Source organism: Streptomyces sp. A01, assembly GCF_059026195.1.
The window spans coordinates 50,129-69,372 of sequence record NZ_JBWLKN010000013.1 but is presented as its reverse complement, the minus strand read 5'-3'; the positions used below and the strand labels follow the sequence as shown (position 1 = coordinate 69,372).

At 70.1% G+C, this 19,244-nt stretch carries 20 protein-coding genes and 1 riboswitch; of the genes, 11 read left to right on the top strand and 9 right to left on the bottom strand.

Annotation, left to right across the window (positions count from 1 at the left end; translation table 11 throughout):
* Positions 1-314: 314 nt before the first annotated feature.
* Both AC5P1B_RS19140 and AC5P1B_RS19135 read left to right on the top strand, forming a co-directional pair.
* Positions 315-1,217: a radical SAM/SPASM domain-containing protein gene (locus AC5P1B_RS19140; RefSeq protein ID WP_493888506.1), complete on the top strand. Its 903-nt coding sequence runs from the start codon at positions 315-317 to the stop codon at positions 1,215-1,217.
* Positions 1,218-1,237: 20 nt separating this feature from the next.
* The gene (locus AC5P1B_RS19135) at positions 1,238-2,044 is read left to right on the top strand and encodes a protein kinase (RefSeq protein ID WP_493888505.1); all 807 of its coding nucleotides are present in this window, start codon (positions 1,238-1,240) and stop codon (positions 2,042-2,044) included.
* A gap of 878 nt (positions 2,045-2,922) precedes the next feature.
* Here AC5P1B_RS19135 and AC5P1B_RS19130 read toward each other — a convergent pair.
* Together AC5P1B_RS19130 and AC5P1B_RS19125 are read right to left on the bottom strand one after the other, a co-directional pair.
* Positions 2,923-4,167 (bottom strand): MFS transporter, encoded by a 1,245-nt coding sequence (locus tag AC5P1B_RS19130; protein WP_493888631.1) that lies wholly within the window; start codon positions 4,165-4,167, stop codon positions 2,923-2,925.
* The gene (locus tag AC5P1B_RS19125) at positions 4,164-5,528 is read right to left on the bottom strand and encodes an FAD-dependent oxidoreductase (protein ID WP_493888504.1); all 1,365 of its coding nucleotides are present in this window, start codon (positions 5,526-5,528) and stop codon (positions 4,164-4,166) included. The genes AC5P1B_RS19130 and AC5P1B_RS19125 overlap by 4 nt, the downstream gene beginning before the upstream one ends.
* A gap of 106 nt (positions 5,529-5,634) precedes the next feature.
* Here AC5P1B_RS19125 and AC5P1B_RS19120 point away from each other — a divergent pair, with 106 nt between their 5' ends.
* Positions 5,635-6,708, top strand: a complete 1,074-nt coding sequence (locus AC5P1B_RS19120) for a flavin-containing monooxygenase (protein WP_493888503.1) — start codon at positions 5,635-5,637, stop codon at positions 6,706-6,708.
* 7 nt (positions 6,709-6,715) lie between these two features.
* Here AC5P1B_RS19120 and AC5P1B_RS19115 read toward each other — a convergent pair whose 3' ends face one another.
* Genes AC5P1B_RS19115 through AC5P1B_RS19100 form a run of 4 tightly spaced genes read right to left on the bottom strand, consistent with a single transcriptional unit; the run spans position 6,716 to position 9,409 of the window.
* Entirely contained in the window at positions 6,716-7,771 is a 1,056-nt protein-coding gene (locus tag AC5P1B_RS19115; RefSeq protein ID WP_493888502.1) for an ArsO family NAD(P)H-dependent flavin-containing monooxygenase, read from the bottom strand.
* Positions 7,768-7,983 carry a hypothetical protein gene (locus tag AC5P1B_RS19110; protein WP_493888501.1) on the bottom strand — a complete coding sequence of 72 codons (216 nt, stop codon included), beginning with the start codon at positions 7,981-7,983 and terminating at the stop codon, positions 7,768-7,770. The genes AC5P1B_RS19115 and AC5P1B_RS19110 overlap by 4 nt, the downstream gene beginning before the upstream one ends.
* Positions 7,983-9,104: an ACR3 family arsenite efflux transporter gene (arsB, locus tag AC5P1B_RS19105; RefSeq protein WP_493888500.1), complete on the bottom strand. Its 1,122-nt coding sequence runs from the start codon at positions 9,102-9,104 to the stop codon at positions 7,983-7,985. The genes AC5P1B_RS19110 and arsB overlap by 1 nt, the downstream gene beginning before the upstream one ends.
* A complete protein-coding gene (locus AC5P1B_RS19100; protein ID WP_493888499.1) occupies positions 9,101-9,409 on the bottom strand; it encodes an ArsR/SmtB family transcription factor in 309 nt (102 codons plus the stop codon). Before AC5P1B_RS19100 ends, arsB begins: the two co-directional genes overlap by 4 nt.
* 90 nt (positions 9,410-9,499) lie before the next feature.
* On the opposite strand from AC5P1B_RS19100, the gene AC5P1B_RS19095 reads away from it, so the two are divergent.
* Together AC5P1B_RS19095 and AC5P1B_RS19090 are read left to right on the top strand one after the other, a co-directional pair.
* Positions 9,500-9,919 carry an arsenate reductase ArsC gene (locus AC5P1B_RS19095; protein WP_493888498.1) on the top strand — a complete coding sequence of 140 codons (420 nt, stop codon included), beginning with the start codon at positions 9,500-9,502 and terminating at the stop codon, positions 9,917-9,919.
* A gap of 416 nt (positions 9,920-10,335) precedes the next feature.
* Positions 10,336-10,665, top strand: coding sequence for a hypothetical protein (locus tag AC5P1B_RS19090; protein ID WP_493888497.1), 330 nt, complete (start codon positions 10,336-10,338; stop codon positions 10,663-10,665).
* A gap of 390 nt (positions 10,666-11,055) precedes the next feature.
* Here AC5P1B_RS19090 and AC5P1B_RS19085 read toward each other — a convergent pair whose 3' ends face one another.
* On the bottom strand, positions 11,056-11,649 hold the full coding sequence (locus AC5P1B_RS19085) for a TetR/AcrR family transcriptional regulator (protein ID WP_493888496.1): 594 nt from the start codon (positions 11,647-11,649) through the stop codon (positions 11,056-11,058).
* Positions 11,650-11,742: 93 nt separating this feature from the next.
* On the opposite strand from AC5P1B_RS19085, the gene AC5P1B_RS19080 reads away from it, so the two are divergent.
* Entirely contained in the window at positions 11,743-12,168 is a 426-nt protein-coding gene (locus AC5P1B_RS19080) for a nuclear transport factor 2 family protein (protein WP_493888495.1), read from the top strand.
* Positions 12,165-13,019: a Rossmann-fold NAD(P)-binding domain-containing protein gene (locus AC5P1B_RS19075; RefSeq protein WP_493888494.1), complete on the top strand. Its 855-nt coding sequence runs from the start codon at positions 12,165-12,167 to the stop codon at positions 13,017-13,019. Before AC5P1B_RS19080 ends, AC5P1B_RS19075 begins: the two co-directional genes overlap by 4 nt.
* An 88-nt stretch (positions 13,020-13,107) precedes the next feature.
* On the opposite strand, the gene AC5P1B_RS19070 is transcribed toward AC5P1B_RS19075, so the two are convergent.
* Complete coding sequence (locus AC5P1B_RS19070; RefSeq protein WP_493888493.1) at positions 13,108-13,935, bottom strand: M55 family metallopeptidase; 828 nt, start codon at positions 13,933-13,935, stop codon at positions 13,108-13,110.
* 179 nt (positions 13,936-14,114) lie between these two features.
* Positions 14,115-14,708, bottom strand: a complete 594-nt coding sequence (locus tag AC5P1B_RS19065; RefSeq protein ID WP_493888492.1) for an MBL fold metallo-hydrolase — start codon at positions 14,706-14,708, stop codon at positions 14,115-14,117.
* 94 nt (positions 14,709-14,802) lie between these two features.
* On the opposite strand from AC5P1B_RS19065, the gene AC5P1B_RS19060 reads away from it, so the two are divergent.
* From AC5P1B_RS19060 to AC5P1B_RS19045, 4 genes are all read left to right on the top strand, one after another.
* Positions 14,803-15,747 (top strand): GlxA family transcriptional regulator, encoded by a 945-nt coding sequence (locus tag AC5P1B_RS19060; RefSeq protein ID WP_493888630.1) that lies wholly within the window; start codon positions 14,803-14,805, stop codon positions 15,745-15,747.
* A gap of 770 nt (positions 15,748-16,517) precedes the next feature.
* Positions 16,518-16,676: a hypothetical protein gene (locus AC5P1B_RS19055; RefSeq protein ID WP_493888491.1), complete on the top strand. Its 159-nt coding sequence runs from the start codon at positions 16,518-16,520 to the stop codon at positions 16,674-16,676.
* 487 nt (positions 16,677-17,163) lie between these two features.
* Positions 17,164-17,454, top strand: a complete 291-nt coding sequence (locus tag AC5P1B_RS19050; protein ID WP_493888490.1) for a DUF2690 domain-containing protein — start codon at positions 17,164-17,166, stop codon at positions 17,452-17,454.
* A gap of 316 nt (positions 17,455-17,770) precedes the next feature.
* Positions 17,771-17,966: riboswitch (cyclic di-AMP (ydaO/yuaA leader) on the top strand.
* Positions 17,967-17,973: 7 nt separating this feature from the next.
* Complete coding sequence (locus AC5P1B_RS19045; protein WP_493888489.1) at positions 17,974-19,158, top strand: transglycosylase family protein; 1,185 nt, start codon at positions 17,974-17,976, stop codon at positions 19,156-19,158.
* Positions 19,159-19,244 lie beyond the last annotated feature (86 nt).

Here is a 19,244-nt window from a genome sequence, read left to right as displayed (position 1 = left end):
CCAAGGCGTGTACGTACAGGGGGCTTTAGGGGGCCTCTTGGTACGCATGTTGAGCTTCACGCCTGACGACCGGCCGAGCGCACCGGAGGTCTTCCGCACCTTGGCCCGCATGCGGGGGTGAGCGACGACTGACGGCCGCGGCCTTACCGCTCGGGCATGGGGCTGCATACCGCGATCAGATCTCACTTCGGATCTACGGCGAGATTAGTACTACCCATGGCGACCGAATCGGGTCAGGGTCGCAATGCAACTCCCAGACTCCCGCCCCAGCGAGGCGGGCCACCAGATCGCTGGCAAACAACAGAGGAGAGGCCATGACAGCAACCGACGAACGCCTGGTCAGGCTGGCTACAAAAAAATCGGAATTCCTCTGGATCGACCTGACACGGCGGTGTCAACTCCAGTGCACCCACTGCTATAACGCCTCGGGCCCGGACGGCACACACGGCACCATGACCCGCGAGGACTGGGTCAGTGTCTTAGACCAGTCCGCCGCCTGTGGTGTGCGCCGCGTCCAGATCATCGGCGGTGAGCCGACCCTTCATCCGGATTTCCTGGGCCTGACGGACCACGCGCTGAACCTCGGTCTTCAGACCGAGGTCTACAGCAACCTGGTACACGTATCGGACGCATGTTGGACGGTCTTCCAACGTCCCGGATTCACGCTCGCCACGTCCTACTATTCGGACACCGCCGCCGAGCACAACACTGTCACTGGGCGCCCCAGCCACGCCCGCACCCTGGCAAACATCAAGACGGCTGTACGGCTGGGTGTTCCGCTGCGCGCGGGAATCATCGGGATCACCGAGACGCAGCGTGTAGAAGAGGCCCAGCGCGAGCTGGAGGCTCTTGGGGTCAGGCACATCGGCATCGACCATGCTCGTCCCTTCGGGCGAGCCGCGCAGGGCCAGGCGCCCAACCCGGCTAACCTCTGTGGCTGGTGCGGTGTTGGTACCGCCGCCATCAGCCCGACCGGCGATGTCTCGCCGTGTGTTTTCTCCGACTGGATGAGCGTCGGGAACGTCCATGACACCGCCTTGGGTGAAATTCTCGCGGGTTCTGCTATGTCTGAAGTCACTGCGACTATTCGCGGCGCGCGCGGGGCCATGACATGCTCTCCCGATTGTGTTCCCAATAATCCGTGTGACCCGAGGTGCGAACCAAACTCCGCTTGTCGGCCAGGTACACCGCCCAGTGAGTGCCGGCCGAAGAACTGAAACGACTGAGAGGGCCTGGCGTGGCCGATTTGCCCGACTCCCACTTTCGGGAACTGATCTACCCGCACACTGGTGACGTGACTGAAGTTCGGGTCCCGAGTCGTGGGTTCAGCTCTGATTTCGCCGCGATCATCACATGCGAGAAGGGGTCGTTCTTCACCAAGGCCATGTTCAATCATCCGGGAGGCCGACGAGACTCCATCGTCCGGGAACGGCTGATCAACCCGTACGTGCAGCCCCTCTCACCTCCCCTGCTCTGGAGCGTCGAGGGGGAGGGGTGGATCATCCTCGGGTTCGAAGCTGTCACAGGGCGGTCATCTCGCTTCGAACCCGGTTCGCCAGACCTCCCCGCGATTGTCGGTGCCGTTGACCGCATCGGAGACATCCATCCTCCTGGGCTCGCGCAGGACTGGCGGGAGGACCGATGGGACGAATTCACGTCGGGCGAGTCGGAAGCAGGACTGTTCCGGGGGGACGCGCTGCTTCACACCGACATCAACCCGAGCAACATCATGCTCGGCGACAACGCTGCATGGGTGGTGGACTGGTCTTGGCCTACTCACGGTGCGAGGTTCATCGACCCGGCGTGCCTCGTCGTGCAACTCATCGCCGCCGGGCACAGTGCCGAGTCCGCCGAATCCTGGGCGGCTGGCTGCGCAGCGTGGGGGGGCGCAGATCCGAGGGCAGTCGATGCCTTCGCCAAGGCCACCTTGCGCATGCATCGCGCGTTCGCTGAGCGGAAACCCGATGCGGCATGGCTCAGGGAGATGGCGACAGCCGCACAAGCGTGGGCCGCTCACCGAGGTGTCGGTGTCGCAGGGGTCTGACGGGCAGGACCGAGAGCGCACCGCGGGCGGTGTCCGCCGGGGGCGCGACATAGTCAGGGCCTGACAGGCACACGATGATGCTAAGAACTGGCTCCCCAGCCCTGGAGGCTGGGGAGCCAGTGCGTTGGCGCAGCTCAACGAGTCGGTCTCCAAGTGATGCCGTCATGGCCCTACCTATCAGGAGAGTGAGAGGTCTCGCACCAACGGTACGCCGCTGTCCACCGGCGACGAGCCCTGAGCAGACCAGCGCGCCCAGGCGTGCGGCGCTCGTCGCGGCCTCCTCATTGCTACGGGCCGCTTGGCTGCTGACCACCAGGACAACGAGGACCTGAGAGCGGCACATCGCAAGGCGGGCGCGGGTTCGTGGCCAAGGGGCCTGTATTTTTCGTGGGTTGGGCTATGGCCACCCGTCGCTGGGTAGGCCGCAGTCCCTGGCCCCAGGCGTCGGCGTCATGCACTCCCCTGTGGCGACCGGAACAGGGCAGGGTCGCATCCATATCACCGCACACTTGGGGAGGCACGCCAGAGCGACAGCGAACCACACGAGGATCACCGACTGATGGGCACACGAATGACCGTGACGTCGATCAAGACAGCGTTGCTGGCAGAGACCACCACGACACAATTTCTGTGGCTGGACCCCTCAGCGCGGCGCCTGCCGTACCGCGCCATGGTGTAGCCCGGCGAGTGGTGCCGGGCGTTGGCCGAGACCTCTACAGGTTCTCGTGGTTGTTGCGTACACGGGCGGGCAGTCGCCGTTGGTCGTGCGCCATATGCCGGTCGGCGGGACAGTGTGGGCGGACCGCGGCGAGTGCGCAGGCGCGTCGCGCGGGGCTGCCGGGCCGCCGGGCCGCCGGGCCGCCGGGCCAAGTATGGCGTCACGTCCCCTCGTTGGGCCGTCCTGTCATCCCCGTCCCGAGCGCGAGGGCGGCCGCGGTCAGGGAGAGGGCGGCCAGGAGCGTGAAGAGGTTGGTGTAGCCGCCGAGCGGTCCGGAGAGTGCTGCCCCGGCGAAGGGAGCGAGGGCGGTGGCGGTGGTGACCGGTGCGGCGAGCAAAGAGCTGAGGCGGCCGTAGTGCGCGGTGCCCCAGCGGTCGCTGACAGCGGTGGCGCGGAGGAGGGTGAGGTTGCCGCGGACCATGCCGGCGATGACCGCGATGAGGGTCAGCAGCGCGATCGGGCCGGGCGTCACGGCCAGGGCCGCGGTGGTGGCGGCTCCGGCCGCGATGAGGGCAGCGGTACGGGTGGTGGTCGGGGTGCGGCGGGCGAGGGTGGCGTAGAGGGTGCGTCCGAGGGCCTGGCCCGCTCCTCCCAGGCCCAAGGCCCACGCGGCGGCGGTGGTGGACGCGCCGCGTTCGGTGAGCAGCGGGACAAGCGCGATGACGACGGCGGACATCGCGAATCCGGAGAGGGTGAGGGCGGCGGCGAGCAGGATGAAGGGGCGGCCGCGCGTCACCGGCGGGGAGCCGCGTGTCTGGTGGTGGCCGGACGCCGACGGCGGGGCGGCCGGCCAGGGGGCGCGTAGCGCGAGGGCGTGGACAGGGATGGTGACGACGGCCAGGATCGCGGCGAGCACGCCGTAGGTCGCACGCCAGGACAGGTGCTCGGCGAGCGCCGCGGTCAGGGGGGCGAAGACGGTAGAGGCCAACCCGCCGGAGAGGGTGACGATCGTCAGTGCCCGGACGCGGTCTTGTGCCCACCACCGGGTGAGAGCGGCGAACGCGGGCTGGTAGAAGGTGGCTGCCATCGCCACCCCGGCGAGCAGCCACGCGGTGGTGAAGACGGTGAGGTTGGGCGCGTACGCCACGGCCAGCACGCTGGCGGCGGCGAGGACGGAGCCGCCGGTCATCACCGCGCGTGGTCCGCGGGTGTCCAGGACGCGGCCGATGGGGATGCCGACCAGTGCGGAGACGAGCAGGGCCGCCGAGAAGGCCGCGGTGGTGGCGGTCGGGGACCAGCCGGTGCTGGAGGTGATGGCCGGATTCAGGACGGGGAAGGCGTAGTAGACGACGCCCCAACTGATGATCTGCGTCAGGCACAGAGCGGGCAGTACGGCGCGCGGCCGCGACCGGCCCCCTCCGCCGGTCGCGGCCGCGCGGGCGTCCAGGCTGGCCACTTCGGTCAGCAACCCCCCGGCATGGCGACCGGTGTGCCGACGCCGGTCTGCGCGGTGGCCGGGGCCGCGCAGCAGCCACCCCCGCCGGCCTGGTCGGCTTCGGGCTCGTCGAAGAGGCCGGCGCCGCCGCACACCCCGGTCTCGGGCAGGGTCAGCTCCACGCGTTCCGCCGCCTCCCGGTCGCCGGCCAGCGCGGCGGCGATGGAACGGACCTGCTCGTAGCCGGTCATCGCCAGGAACGTCGGGGCGCGGCCGTAGGACTTCATGCCGACGAGGTAGACGTCCGGCTCAGGGTGGGACAGTTCGCCCGCTCCGTGGGGGTAGACGGTGCCGCAGGAGTGCTGGTTGGGGTCGATGAGCGGGGCGAGTGCGACCGGCGCCTGGAGGCGCTCGTCCAGACCGAGGCGGATTTCGGAGAGGAAGGACAGGTCGGGGCGGAAGCCGGTGAGGGCGATGACCTCGTCGACCGGCTCGGCGCGGCGGCCGTCGTCATCGACCAGGATGAGCCGCCCCTGGCCGTCACGCTCGATTTCGGCGGTGCGAAAGCCCGTGACCGCCGAGGCGTAGCCGTCGTCGACCGCGGCCTTCGCGGCGAGGCCCAGCGCACCGCGGGCGGGAAGCTGGTCGGCTTCACCACCGCCGTAGGTGCTGCCGCTGATGCCGCGCCGCAGAACCCACACCGCGTGCGTTCCTGCTTCGTTCTTGGCCAGGTCCGCCAGCATGGCCAGCGCGGTGAACGCGGAGGCGCCGGAGCCGATGACGGCGGTGCGCCGACCGGCGTAGCGGGCGCGGACAGCCGGGTCCTTCAGGTCAGGCACCTGGTAGGAGACGCGGTCGGCGGCGGCCTTCTCCCCGAGTGCGGGCAGACCGCTGCCGCCGACGGGGCTCGGGGTGGACCAGGTGCCGGAGGCGTCGATCACCGCGCGGGCAAAAACGCGCCTCTCGCGGCCGTCGGCCGAGGTGACATGCAGGAGGAAGGGCTGTCGCTCGCGGTCGGCGTCCACGATCCGGTCCCGCCCGGCGCGTGAGACACCGGTGACGGTGGCGTTGTAGTGGACCGCGTCTCCCAGGGCGTCGGCCAGCGGCTGGAGGTAGAGCGCTGCCCAGTCGCCACCGCTGGGGTAGGCGGCGCCGTCCGGGCGGACCCAGCCGGTGGGGGCCAGGAGCTTCTCGGCGGCGGGATCGGTGACCTCGGCCCAGGGGGAGAACAGCCGCACATGCGCCCATTCCCGGACTGCGGACGCGGCGGACGGGCCCGCCTCCAGGATCAGGGGCTGAAGGCCGCGCTCGGTCAGATGGGCGGCGGCGGCCAGGCCGACGGGGCCTGCCCCGATGACGACGACGGGCAGCTCGGTGATGGGCGCGTTCACGACGACTCCTTCTGCTTCGACACGCATCGATGGATTGCGCGGTCAGCATGACATCTGATTCGATAGGCGTCAACATAGACGTACGTCGAATCAAGGGGGCTGGAACGTGGAGCACATAGACGTCGCGGTGATCGGGGGCGGACAGTCAGGGCTGGCCGCCGCGCACGCCATACGGGAGACGGGGCTTACCCCGGTGGTACTGGAGGCATCCGGGCGGGCGGCCGGTTCGTGGCCGCAGTACTACGACAGCCTCACCCTGTTCTCTCCCGCCCGCTACAGCGCCCTGCCCGGCCTGCCCTTCGGCGGCGACGGAGACCGCTACCCGCACCGCGATGAAGTCGTCGACTACCTCACCCGCTACGCGGACCGGCTGGATGCCGAGATCCGCACCCGCACCCGTATCGAGGCTGTGGAGGCCGACGATGCCGGATTCCTCCTGCGCACCGCCGAGGGGCGCGGCATCGTGGCGTCCGGGATCGTCGCGGCCACCGGCGCCTTCGCCAATCCGCTGCTGCCCGCCCTGCCCGGCCAGGAGACCTTCACCGGCGAATTGCTGCACGCCGCCGGCTACCGCGGCCCCGAGCCGTACGCGGGCAAGCGTGTGGTCGTCGTGGGCAGCGGCAACACGGCCGTCCAGATCGGCCACGAGCTCGCGGAGGTGGCTCCGGTGACGCTCGCCAGCCGCAACCCCGTGCGGTTCCTGGCCCAGCGACGCGGGGGCCGGGACATCCACCACTGGCTGACGGCCACCGGCTTCGACCAGCTGCCGCCCGCCTGGCTCACCCACTACGTCGGCGGCACCCTCGTTCTGGACAGCGGCCGCTATCGAAAGGCCCTGGAAACCGGGCCCCTTGACAGGCGGCCGATGTTCACCGCGCTCGAAGGTGACGCGGTGCTCTGGGCGGACGGCGCCCACGAGAGGGTCGACACGGTCTTGTTGGCCACCGGATACCGGCCCAGCCTGGGCTACCTGAGGCCGCTCGGCGCGCTGGACGCCGACGGCATGCCGCTGCACAGCGGCGGCCTTTCCGCGACCCACCCCGGCCTGGTCTACCTGGGTCTGGAGTTCCAGCGCTCCTTTGCCTCCAACACCCTGCGCGGTGTCGGACGCGACGCCGATTACGTCATCCCGCCGCTGGCCGCCCATGTGCGCGGGGCGCCGGCTGCCACCGGGCTCTGACGCGCTGTCAGCGCAGCAGCCCGGCGATCTGACGCGCCGCGTCGCGGGCGGGTCGGCCGACACCGATGAGGGTCGCGGACGCGGGTCCGGTCCAGTCGCCGTAGCCCAGCAGGTGCAGACGCGGCTCGTTGACGGCTCGTGTGCCGTCGGTGGGAATGTGCCCGCGCGGGCCGCGCAGTCCCAGGGGCGCGAGGTGGGAGAGGGCGGGGCGGAATCCGGTGCACCAGATCACCGCGTCCGCCCGCTCCCGGGTCCCGTCGGCCCACTCGACGCCGCTTCGGGTGAGGCGCGCGAACATCGGCTGGGCTTTGAGCAGCCCCGCGTCGCGGGCCGCCCGAACCGGGGGGACGGCGACGATGTCACCCAGCGAGGCGACCCCGCCGGTATCCGCCACCCCGGTGTCCAGAGCGCGTCGGCGGGCGGTGGCCGCGTCGAACAGGGCTCGTCCGTCGATGTCGTCGGCCAGAAACCGCGGCGGGCGCTGGGTGACCCACGCCAGGTCGGCGCCAGGGGCAAGGTCGGCGGCGATCTGGGCCCCGGAGTTGCCACCGCCGACGACGATGACCCGCTGCCCGGCGAACTCGGCCGGGGAGCGGTATTCCACGGTGTGCAGCTGGCGCCCGCTGTACAGGCCGCGTCCGGGGACGGCCGGCAGGAAGGGCCGCCACCACGTACCGGTCGCTGAGACGACCGCGCGGGCGGACCAGTCCCCGGTGCCGGTTTCCACGCGCAGCCGCTCGCCGTCGCGGTGGACGGCTTCCACGTGTACGGGGCGCTGGACGGGCAGGTCGTAGCGCTGTTCGTACGCGGCCAGATACTCCACGACGTGTCCGGCGCCGGGGTACTCCACTCCCGCCTCGGCGGGCATCAGCCAGCCGGGAAGGGAGGAGTACGCCGCGGGCGAGAACAGGTGCAGGGAGTCCCAGGTGCGCTGCCACGCGCCGCCCGGCGTCCGCCGGGCGTCGAGAATGACGAAGGCCAGGCCCTGGCGGCGCAGGTGGTAGCCGGCGGCGAGCCCCGCCTGTCCGCCTCCGACCACCACCACATCGGTCGCCGTGGTCACGAGACCGCGGCCACGGTGAGGGCCTCGTCGTACGTACGCACCCCACACACAGCCACGCGGGCCGCCTGCGAGTGCCCGGGCACGGGCAGGGTGGCCAGGCGTACCTGCCGGGTGGTCAACCAGGCACGGCCCGGGCGGGCAGCGGCGCCGCGGGCGCGGCACACGCCGACCGCGCTGGTCGCGGGGTGGGGGTGGTGGTTGAGGCGGCTCATCAGCGCGCCGAGCCGCTCGTGGTGACTGCTGTGGGGGCGAACTTCCTGCGCCACGCGAGAGAGACGTAGACCAGACCGATCAGGACGGGGACCTCGATCAGCGGGCCGACGACGCCGGACAGGGCCTGGCCGGAGGTGACGCCGAACGTCGCGATGGCGACCGCGATGGCGAGTTCGAAGTTGTTGCCGGCCGCGGTGAAGGCGAGCGTCGTGGTGCGGTCGTAGGCCAGGCCGATGCCCTTGCCCAGCAGGAAGCTGCCCGCCCACATGAGCGCGAAATAGACCAGCAGCGGCAGCGCGATCCGGGCGACGTCCAGCGGCTGCGAGGTGATCGTCTTCCCTTGCAGGGCGAAGAGGATGACGATCGTGAACAGCAGCCCGTACAGCGCGAAGGGGCCGATCTTCGGGAGGAACGCCGCCTCGTAGTGCTCAAGGCCCATCTTCTTCTCGCCCAGGCGGCGGGTGAGGAAACCGGCGAGCAGGGGGATGCCGAGGAAGACGACGACGTTCAGTGCGATCTTCCACATCGAGATGTCGAGCTGTTCACCGTCGCCGAGGCCGAGCCAACCGGGCAGCAGGTCGAGGTAGAGCCAACCGAGCAGACCGAAGGCGATGACCTGGAAGACGGAGTTGAGCGCGACCAGAACGGCGGCGGCCTCCCGGTCGCCGCAGGCCAGGTCGTTCCAGATGATGACCATGGCGATGCAGCGGGCGAGCCCGACGATGATCAGGCCGGTGCGGTACTCCGGCAGGTCGGGCAGGAAGATCCAAGCCAGCGCGAACATCACCGCCGGTCCGACGATCCAGTTGATGACCAGCGAGGAGACCATCAGCTTCTTGTCGCCGGTGACCGCGTCGAGCTTGTCGTAGCGGACCTTGGCCAGGACCGGATACATCATGATCAGCAGGCCGGCGGCGATGGGCAGCGAGATACCGCCTATCTCGACCTTGGCGAGCGCGTCGTCCAGCCCGGGGATCAGGCGGCCGAGCCCCAGACCGAGAGCCATGGCGAGCAGAATCCACACGGCCAGGAAACGGTCGAGGGTGGACAGCTTGGCGACGACCGACGCCTCCTCACCGCTCTGCGGGGGTGCGATGGTGGTCGGTTCTGTGGGGGTCACGGACAGGCCCTCTTGTTCTCGGCAGCGGTACGAGCGGACTCGGCCAGGTCGGCGAACTGACCCGCGAGCTGGGCGATGACCTCTGGCCGCAGCTTGTAGTAGGTGAACCGGCCACACGGCTCGGTCTCCACCACTCCGGCCTCCCGTAGCACCCGCAGGTGGTTGGACAGGTTCGTCTGCCGGGCGCCGGTCTCCTCCACCAGGTGCGTCGTGCACAGGGTCTCGCGGGCCAGCAGAGTCACGATCTTCAGCCTGAGCGGGTCACCCAGTACCCGGATCAGTTCAGTGTCGACTGACGTCATCATGGGCTGATACTGTCACATCAGTGGCAGCTGACGCCACCGGGCGCTGACGTCAAGGGTGCCTGATCCCGACGCGAGACAAGAGAGACCCGGATGTCCGACAAGCCCTCCGTGCTGTTCGTCTGTGTCCACAACGCGGGCCGGTCCCAGATGGCGGCCGCCTGGCTGACCCATCTGGCCGGAGACCGCGTCGAGGTCCGCTCCGCCGGTTCCAGCCCCGGCCCGGCCGTCAACCCGGCCGCCGTCGAGGCGATGCGCGAGGTCGGCATCGACATCTCCGCCCAGACCCCGAAGATCCTCACCACCGACGCGGTCAGGGAATCCGATGTGTGCGTCACCATGGGCTGCGGTGACACCTGCCCGGTCTTCCCGGGCAAGCGCTACCTGGACTGGCAGCTGGAGGACCCGGCAGGACAGAGCGTCGAAGCCGTCCGCCCGATCCGTGACGAGATCAAGACCCTGGTCGAAGACCTGATCGCCGAGATCGCCCCGACGCCGCGGGCCACCGCGTGAGCGGTGTGCGCGAGGCCGTCATCATCGCCTCCGGCCCCGTCGGACACGCCGCCGCTGTGTGGCTGCCCGCGCGCGCCGGACGGGCGTCAGTGCCCGGGCCGGGTGGGCGTCGCGCGAAAGCGGCGAACTCGCGCCAGGTTCTCTGAAGGTCGCGCGCGTCGTGCCGCTCGGCGCCCTTGGAGCCGTCCCGCAGCAGTGTCCTGAGCTGGGGCCGTAGGAACATCTTCGCCTCCTTGGCGGGGGTCAGGTCCGCGGGGCGCCGGGTTCGGGCTCGCGCCGGGTGATCTGGAGACCGTGCACCTCATAGTCTCGGCGGTGGCAAGGCGGAAAGGACTTTCGATGAAGGTCGGGCGTACCGCGATACTCACCCTCACCGTGATCACCTTCGTCGGCGTCACCGCCGGGACGGCAGCAACGTGAGCGCCCGCTGGCGGATCATCGCCGTCTGGGTGGGGCTGTGCCTGGCCGGCATCGCCGCCACCTCCGCCCTCAACGGCGAGCCCTCCACGCGCACCTCGGATTCCCCCGCCGGGGAGCCCACGTCGGCGACGGGCACGTACGCGGTCGTCTGCCAGGAGATCGCCGACGATCTCGAACGAGCCCGCGCCGAGGCCAAGCGCGAGCAGCAGGAAGCGCTCAACCCGTCCGCGACACCTGGGCACCAGGCCACACTCACCGCCAAGGACGTAGCGGTGCCAGAGGAGTGCGCGGACGAACTCCAAGACCGCGGCCTGACGACACGCTGAGGGCGGTGCTTCCCGCGACTTTCATGTGCGGTGCGGGTCTCACCCGCGTGCTCGTACCCACGTGCCGCGCGGAGACCGGTAGGCGCGTCTGCCGACCGCACCTCCCGGAGGCGGGCGCGTGGGAGAGTTCATCCGCGATCTCGACGCCGCTCCCCGGGCCTGAGTGCGGATCAGGTACCGGAGTCCCCCGAAGGCATCCAGAGGACACCGCCAGTGGGACTCGTTGATGGCGCCTCCGCGCGGGCACCAATGGCCGCCCAGGGCTGAGGCACCCACGCGGCGTAGAAGTCGATGACGCGCCGCACAACCGCACGTAGCCGTTTGTGATCCTCGCTGTCCCGTGCCACTGCGAGCCAGGAGGGCCGCGCGTAGTGCGGACCGGGCGCGAGATCAAACCAGTGGTGCTCGGGGTTCCAGGACTCCGGTGGTGAAGGCCCGCAGGTGATCCCGCATCTGCTGGCGTGTCATCCGCTGTTGGCCGACGAGGTGTTCGACGAGGTCGGCACGGGTGGCGGCAAGCAGAGCGTGCGCGGTGAAATCGCTGTTGGCGAGTCCCGGAACCTGCTCCAGCGCGGTCTGGAGTGTGCTGTGCCACCGCTCGTAGTGTTCTGCCGCATAAGGGCTGTCGCCGCCGGTTCCCTCCAGTGCCAGGGCAAGGTGGCGGTTGTCGAGCTTGAAGCACAGGACGGCGTCGAGGAGTGCGGGTACACGCTGGAGTGGTGGGGTGGCGGGCCCCAGGGGTGGTGCGCCTTCTTCGACGGCCAGCCTGATCGGTGCGAGCCGCATCTCGTACAGCGCGTGGATCAGACCGGTGCGGTCGCCGAAGCCACGGAAGAGCGTTGCCTTACCGACGCCGGCTGCCGCCGCGATGTCGGCCATGGTGACCGCCTCAGGGCTTCCGCAACGGGCGAAGAGTGTGTCGGCAGCCGCAAGGACGGCCTCGCGGTTGCGAGTGGCGTCCGCGCGTGGCTTGCGCTCGGGCATGCGGTTCCTCCGGTTGCAAAGCGGACCCTGGGTCCGTATCGTCGGGCACATGAAACGGACCCAGGGTCCGTATCGTACGGGATGGAGTAACCCATGACCGCGAACACCGCACCGGCGGACCTTTATCGGCACGGCTTGCAGCTGCTACTGGACAAGGACATCCCCGCCTGGGTCGACCTGTGGGACGAGAACGGGATTTTCGAGTTCCCCTTCGCTCCGGAAGGCTGGCCGAAGCGGCTGGAGGGCAAGGCGGCCGTCGCCGAGTACATGCGTGACTACCCCGACCGCATAGACCTTCATGACTTCCCCGAGGTCGAGATTCACCAGACCATCGCCCCGGAGACCATCGTGGTCGAGATGCGCGGTGTGGGCCGCCTGGTGCAGACGGAAAGCCCCTTCGACATGTCCTACATCGCCGTTGTCACCATCGAGAACGGCCTCATCACCCGCTACCGCGACTACTGGAACCCGCTCGTCGTCCAGGACCCCGCCACCAACTTCGCCGGGAGTAACTCATGAATGTGTCCCAGGAGTTCGCGCTGGTCATCGGGGCCACCGGCACCACTGGTGGCCGCGTCGCCGCCCGACTGGCCGCCGGAGGCCGGCGTGTCAAGGCCGCCAGCCGACGCGCCACCCCGGTGGGCGGCTGCTGTCCCGTGCGGTTCGACTGGGACGACCCCGCGTCCTTCGAAGGCGCCCTCGACGGCGCGGACCGGGTCTATCTCATCCCGCCGCTCGGCGTGCCGGACCCGGCAGCCGTCATGCTGCCCTTCCTCCGGCAGGCCCGCACCGGGGGAGTCCGCCGCGCGGTCCTGCTCAGCTCGTCGGCGATCCCCGCCGGTGGCCCTGCCGTGGGTCAGGTCCACCAGGCCCTGCCCGGCCTGTTCTCGCAATGGGCGGTCCTGCGGCCCTCGTGGTTCATGCAGAACTTCACCGGCGACCACGCGCACGCCCGAACCATCCGAGCGGACGGGACCATCCGAACGGCAGCCGGCGAGGGCCGTGTCGGGTTCGTCGACGCCGACGACATCGCCGCCGTCGCCGTGCGCGCACTGACCGAGGCGCGGTCGCCGAACACCGACCTGGTCATCACCGGGCCGCAAGCGCTGAGCTACGGAGACATCGCCGCCATCCTCACCCAGGTCACCGGCAGGACCATCACCCACTGTCAGCTGACCTACGAGCAGATGCGCCACCGCCTGGCCGCCGACATGCCCGCCGAGTTCGCCGCGATGCTCGCAGGCATGGACCACGCCATCGCCGAAGGCGCCGAGGACCGCACCACCGACACCGTTCAGCGCCTCACTGGCCACCCGCCGCGCGGCTTTCGCGCTTTCGCGGAACGGGAGATGGGCCGACTCCGGAGCTGACATCCCCGGTCCCGCCATGCGTGACCACGTGTCCGGGACGGACAACTCCCTCACCACTACGGCCGATAGCGTCAAGGCGGCCACGGCACTAGCCGGGTTTGACAGCGGCGAGCTGCACGAGCAGCAGGACCAGCCGATAGGCGTCGGCGAAGTCGGCGGCGGTGAAGGCGATCGTACGGCCGCCCTCCGCACGTGAGACACCCGGCACGAGTGTCGCCAGATCGACCATGTACGGGCCGGAAAGGTCCACCTCGACATCAAGCGGTCCGGCCATGGCCAGCGGCGCGACCGACGCACGCCGCGTGATGGCCTCGGCAGCCGCCCGGCGCAACCGCTCCCGGGATTCTTCGGGATGCAGGGCGACAGCGGCGGCCTGGCCGAGGGCTTGTTTGACCTCAACGGTCACCGCGGAGGGGACCAGATCACCCAGTTCGGCGCAGGCGATGTCGTCACCGCTGAGCAGCACGACCGGCACGCCCAAATGCCCGGCCATGGCGGCGTTAAGACCGATCTCGCCCAGGGAGCGTCCGGCCACCCGCACGTCGAGGATGGCGTCGCTCATGGTGTGCGCCAGCACGGCCGGCCCGCCACCGGCTCGGGCGTGATAGCCGACGAACAAAGCAGCGTCGGTGTGCTCGTCGAGCCCGCCGAGCATGCCCAGCGGGCGGGGCTTGCCACGAACCAGACGCGCCCGGCGGTCAAGTTCCTCTGGCAGCAGGTTCCGGAAAGGCCCGTACGCGTCGGCGACCCACACCACGGCAGTGGGTTCGGCATCCAGAACACCAGCGATCACGGCGTTCGCCTCGGCCGTCATCAACGCCCGGCCCCGCTCATAGTCGTAGCGATCCGGATTCGTCTCGGTGGGATGCACGATTCCCGAGATGCCCTCCATATCAACAGAGATCAGCACCTTCATGACTCGGGAGTGTACGTACCACCGGCACAGCGCAAGATACTTTTGGCGGCGCGACGGGCAGACACCGCACGCGGGTTGGTGCTCGTCGCCAACGGCGAAAGCCTCCGCCATGGGTCGAGCCCAGCCGTCTGGGCACGCCCCTCCCTCCGCCGCGCCGGAGAGCGGGACATGCCGGGCGGCTAGCGCGGTGCGGTGTCGTCGGCCGGGAAGGGGGCGCCGTGACCGGGCACGATCACGTCGGCGGCGGCCAGCACCCGCAGCCGGGAGGCGCGCAGGAGCTCGCGGTCCGGGGCCACCGGGTCCTCCGCCGGGCCGGTCTGGCGCCACCACAGGTCGCCCACGAATGCCACGACACCGGCGTCCGTGCCCACCAGCAGCGTGATGTCCTCGGGGCTGTGTCCAGGGGTGCGGATGAGTCGCACTGACGCGGTGAGTTCATGGCCCTCGGCGTCCCGGTCGGTCCACTGGTCCCTTTCGTAGATCGCCTTGTGGTCATGGACCCGGGCCTGCCCGAAGAGGCCCACGTTCATGGTGTTGTCCGGGTGGTGGTGACTGAGGATCACGTCGGTGATGTCGTCGGGGCCGAGCCCCGACTCCGCCAGCGGGCCGAGGATGCGGTCGCGGTGCGCCACCATGCCCGGGTCCACGATCACATGGCGGCCCGCGTCGGAGATGTAGGAGACGGTCGCGGCGACTCCGGGGCCGGTCGAGAGGGTGTAGCCGGTGGTCAGGATCTTGTAGCTGGCGCTGCGGCCGAGCGGTGCGTCTGTCATGGCCTCAAGCTTTCCGGGCCGGAAGACCGCGCACGAGTGGCCCTGTTGCCACTGATCGCAGGAAACGTGCCACACTGCCCGCGTGCCTCCTTTCATGACGGTCTCCGCCTACGCGCCGCCCGGTGTCGGCATGCTCGCGGTCGGCATCGTGGCCGAGGTGTTCGGCCCACGCGGGGAGGGGCTGCCCGGTTTCGACTTCGCGCTGTGCGCCGACCGGCCCGGGCAGGTCCGTACCGACCTCGGCGTGCCGCTCGCGATCGGGCACGGCCTGGACCGGCTGGCCGCCGCCGATCTGGTGATCGCCCTGCCCTGGGCCGACTTCCGCACGCCGCCTCCTCCCGCCGCGCTTGACGCGCTGGCGGCCGCCGAGGAGCGCGGCTCGCTGGTCGCGGCCCACTGCGTCGGGGCGTTCGCGCTCGCTGCCGCCGGGCTGCTCGACGGCCGACGGGCCACCACCCACTGGCGGTTCGCTGACCTGCTGGCCCGCCGCCACCCGGACGTCACCGTCGAACCCGCGTCCTTGTACGTCGACGAAGGGCGGATCATCACGGGGGCGGGAGCAGCGGCGGGCTTCGACCTCTGCCTGCACCTGCTGCGGCGGGAGTACGGCGCGGCGACAGCCAACGCCATCGCCCGGGACCTGGTGCTGCCCTCGCACCGCGACGGCGGACAGGCCCAGTACCTGGCCGCACCCGTGCCCGAGGACTGCCAGGACGAGCGTCTCGCCGAGGTGCTGGGCTGGGCGCGCGAACATCTCCACGAGCCGCTTCCTGTCGCTGAGCTGGCCCGGCGCGCGCTGATGAGCAAGCGTTCCTTCGCCCGCCGCTTCGTTGCCGCGACCGGCACCACACCGCACGCCTGGCTGCTCAACCTGCGGTTGAGCAGTGCGGAGGAGCTGCTGGAGACCACGGACCTGCCGGTCGAGGAGATCGCCCGCAGGGTCGGATACGGAAGCGCGGCCGTACTGCGCGAACAGTTCGTACGCCGCCGGGGAGTGCCGCCCCGCGCCTACCGCCGCTCCTTCTCCCGCACCCCGTAGCGAACAGCGCGAGCCGCACGGGCGGCGGCGCCGTTCGCGTACGCCGCCGCCGTCACATGCGGCTGCCGCCCTACCTGATCGGTGATCGGTCCCTGGCCCCATGGGCCTTCTACCGTGGACAGCCGACAGCCGACAGCCGACAGCCGACAGCCGACAGCACGCCGTCCCGCCGGATGGCCGGCGGGACGACGTGCGAGACCCCTATGGCTGCGTCGGGTCTCTCCCCCGTGCGCAGGAGGCTGCCGCTTGTGGGCGCCGATCAGATGGATCAGTACTTCGAGGAGGCCCACACGTATGCGCCCTGGGGCCCCACAGGCGGTGCCACTTGGCGGCTGCTTCGACCCCGTCCCCTGCCGGGAGCTGGGCCTGGGCCGCGGTGGTTGTCCGAGGCTGGGTCGTAGATTCCGCGGCGATCGCGCCGGAGAGCGGGGTCAGGGCGAGTCCTCCGCCGAGCACGGTGTCGCCGCCGACAGAGCGAGGCTCTTACGTACGTTCATGATGTGCGTTTTCCTCCCCGTCCGGTGTGCACCACAGATGATGCCGTGGCGTGGCGGCCAACGACGAGAGCCGCAGGCCCAGTTGGTCGCCGCTGAGTCGTCCCACGCGCTGACCTGCTGGGACGCTGCCCGGGGAGACGCCGCGATGGGACGACGCTGGGACATCGGCGGTGTTCGCATCCCAGAATGGCCGCTTCTCGGTGGGAACCGGAGGCGGGAATGTGATGTCGTCCTCGGCATAGGGGCACGGCGCCTCAAGGAATGTCGACGCGTGTGGAGTGGAACATGCCGCGTTGGAAAGAACTGCCTGCTTCTCTGGATCACCGGGTGGCGCAACTCATCATTCAGTTGCGCAAGTTAAAAGATCGCAGCGGACTCAGCCTCGCCTCCCTGGCGACCAGGACCCCGTACAGCAAGTCGTCATGGGCGTGATACCTCAGCGGGGAGAAGCCGCCGCCGCGGGAGGCCGTGGTCGCGCTGTGCCGACTGGCGGGTGAGCCCACCGGGCGGCTGGTGGCGCTGTGGGAACTGGCGGACGCGGCCTGGAGCGGCCGGGCCCGGTTGACGGCCGAGGGCGAGAGGCGCCGTACCGAACGGGAGCGGTACGGCGTGCACGGCGAGTGCCGCGCGGCCGCCCCGCCCGGGAGCGCCGCAGGGCAGTCACGGGGGGAGCGAACGGGCCCCAGGCTGGCGGTGCTGGTGGCGGGGGGCTGCGCCGGGGTGGCTGCCGTCGCGGCTGGAGTGATCAGCGTGACGGCGGTCGGCGCGGACGGCGACCGTCCGCCGGACGGTCGCGGTCGCCGACGGCGGCCGCGCCGCCCGGCTGCCACGGAGAGTCCTGCCACGGAGAGTCCTGCCACGGAGAGTCCTGCGACGGTGGGGACCCGCTGGCGCTGGGGTGCGTGGATGGGGGCGGGCGGTGACGGTGCTGGACAAGGCGGCCGCCGGGGGGCGGCGGGTGCAGATCCGGTACAGCGAGGCATGCGCGGCGGCGTGGGGGCGGCTGGTGCAGGGAGAGCAGGGGGACCGGATAGCGATGTCGGTGGCGGGAACCGCCCTGAAGCGGGTGGAGACCAATGACGCGTACGCGGATCGCGGCTACCGCTTCACGCCGATGGCGCCGGCCGCCGGGCCGGGGGACATGAGGCTGTGCCTCGACCCGGCGGGCAAAGCGCCGCGCCAGTGCTTCCAGGCGCCTGGAGCGCGCTAGCGGACCTGACGCGAAACCGGACCATTGGGGCATCTCGGGCGCCAGTGACGCAGCTCACTGAATTGCGAGGCAACCTGTTACTCGGTGCGTCCGTCTGAATTCGGCAATCGTCAATCGTGCCCGTACGCAGGAAACTTATCGATGATCGCTGCGGTCGCTTATTGCTGTGAGAAATGGATCTCATGCACAGCGTGATGTCGGGCCGCCCGAATGTGCCGTAGTGGATCTCCAGTTGCTTGATCAAGCTTGTCGCGGAGAAATTCATGTGTTTACTTTGGCGCCCCGCTGAAACGCAGGCGGGAATCCGCAGCCGGAATGCCGAATCTTGCCGCCGGCCGCGGAGAAACCTCGACTGATCACGGCAAGAGCGGGGGAACCAGGTAAGCGCCGGACCGTGCTTTTCGCGGTACGGCTAGGGGTGAAGACGCGAGGCGGCGTAAGCCGCGGCAATGTGCGTCCGGGCAACTCCAGCCCGAATCCGACAGCTCACCTCGTAGGCATAGGAGAGGAAACACCCCTATGTCTAGTCGTGGACGCCACCGCCGTATCACCACCGGCCGCCTCGCGCGGATCTCGCTCGCCCTGACCGCGGGCGGCGCCGGTCTGGCCATCCCGTTCCTGGGCGCGACCCAGGCGAACGCCGCTTCGGTCGATACCTGGGACAAGGTCGCCGAGTGCGAGAGCACTGGCAACTGGAGCATCAACACGGGTAACGGCTTCTACGGTGGCCTGCAGTTCACCGAGAGCACCTGGCGGGAGTTCGGCGGCACCGCTTACGCCCCGCGCGCCGACCTGGCCACCAAGGACCAGCAGATCGCCATCGCCGAGAAGGTCCTGGCCAGCCAGGGCCCGGGCGCCTGGCCGGTGTGCTCGGGCAAGGCCGGTCTCACCGCTGGTGGCGAGGCTCCCCAGATCGCGCCGAACGGCACCAAGGAGAAGGCCCCGACGACCCGCGACGCGCGTCCCGCGCCCGCGCCGAAGGCCGACAGCAAGCCCGCCGCCCGCGCCGAGAGGGCGAAGCCCGTACACGGCGACTCGTACACCGTGCGGACCCACGACACCCTCTTCAAGATCGCCAACGCTGAGGGCATCGAGGGCGGCTGGCGCGCCGTCTACAACGCCAACGAGGACGTCGTCGGGTCCGACCCGGACCTGATCTACCCCGGTCAGAAGCTGAGCCTGCCGGGCGAGGGCAAGGCCCCGGCCACCCCGAAGCCGCAGGCGGCGAAGCCCAAGGCGGCGGCGCCGAAGGCCGAGTCGAAGCCCGCACCGGCCAAGGCCGAGCAGCCCTCGTCGTCCGGGTTCACCGCGCCGGTGGCCAACACCACCCTGGGGACCCCGTACCACCAGTCGGGCGGCAGCTGGTCCAGCGGCTACCACACCGGCGTTGACTTCCCGGTGTCGACCGGCACCCAGGTCAAGGCCATCGGTGCTGGTGAGGTCGTCTCCGCCGCTTCCGGCGGCGCGTACGGCAACGAGGTCGTGATCCGTCACGCCGACGGCAGGTACAGCCAGTACGCGCACCTGTCGCAGCTGTCCGTGTCCGCCGGGCAGTCGGTCACCTCCGGCCAGCAGATCGGCCTGTCGGGCAGCACCGGCAACAGCAGCGGCCCGCACCTGCACTTCGAGGTCCGCAGCGGTGCCGGCTACGGGTCGGACATCGACCCCATCGCCTACCTCCGTGCCAAGGGCGTCAACCTCTGAGCCCACTATGGCTCACGCGTCACTCCTGACGTCCCAGTGCCCCTCCTCGCCGCATGTGGCGAGGAGGGGCACTCTCGTTGGCCGAG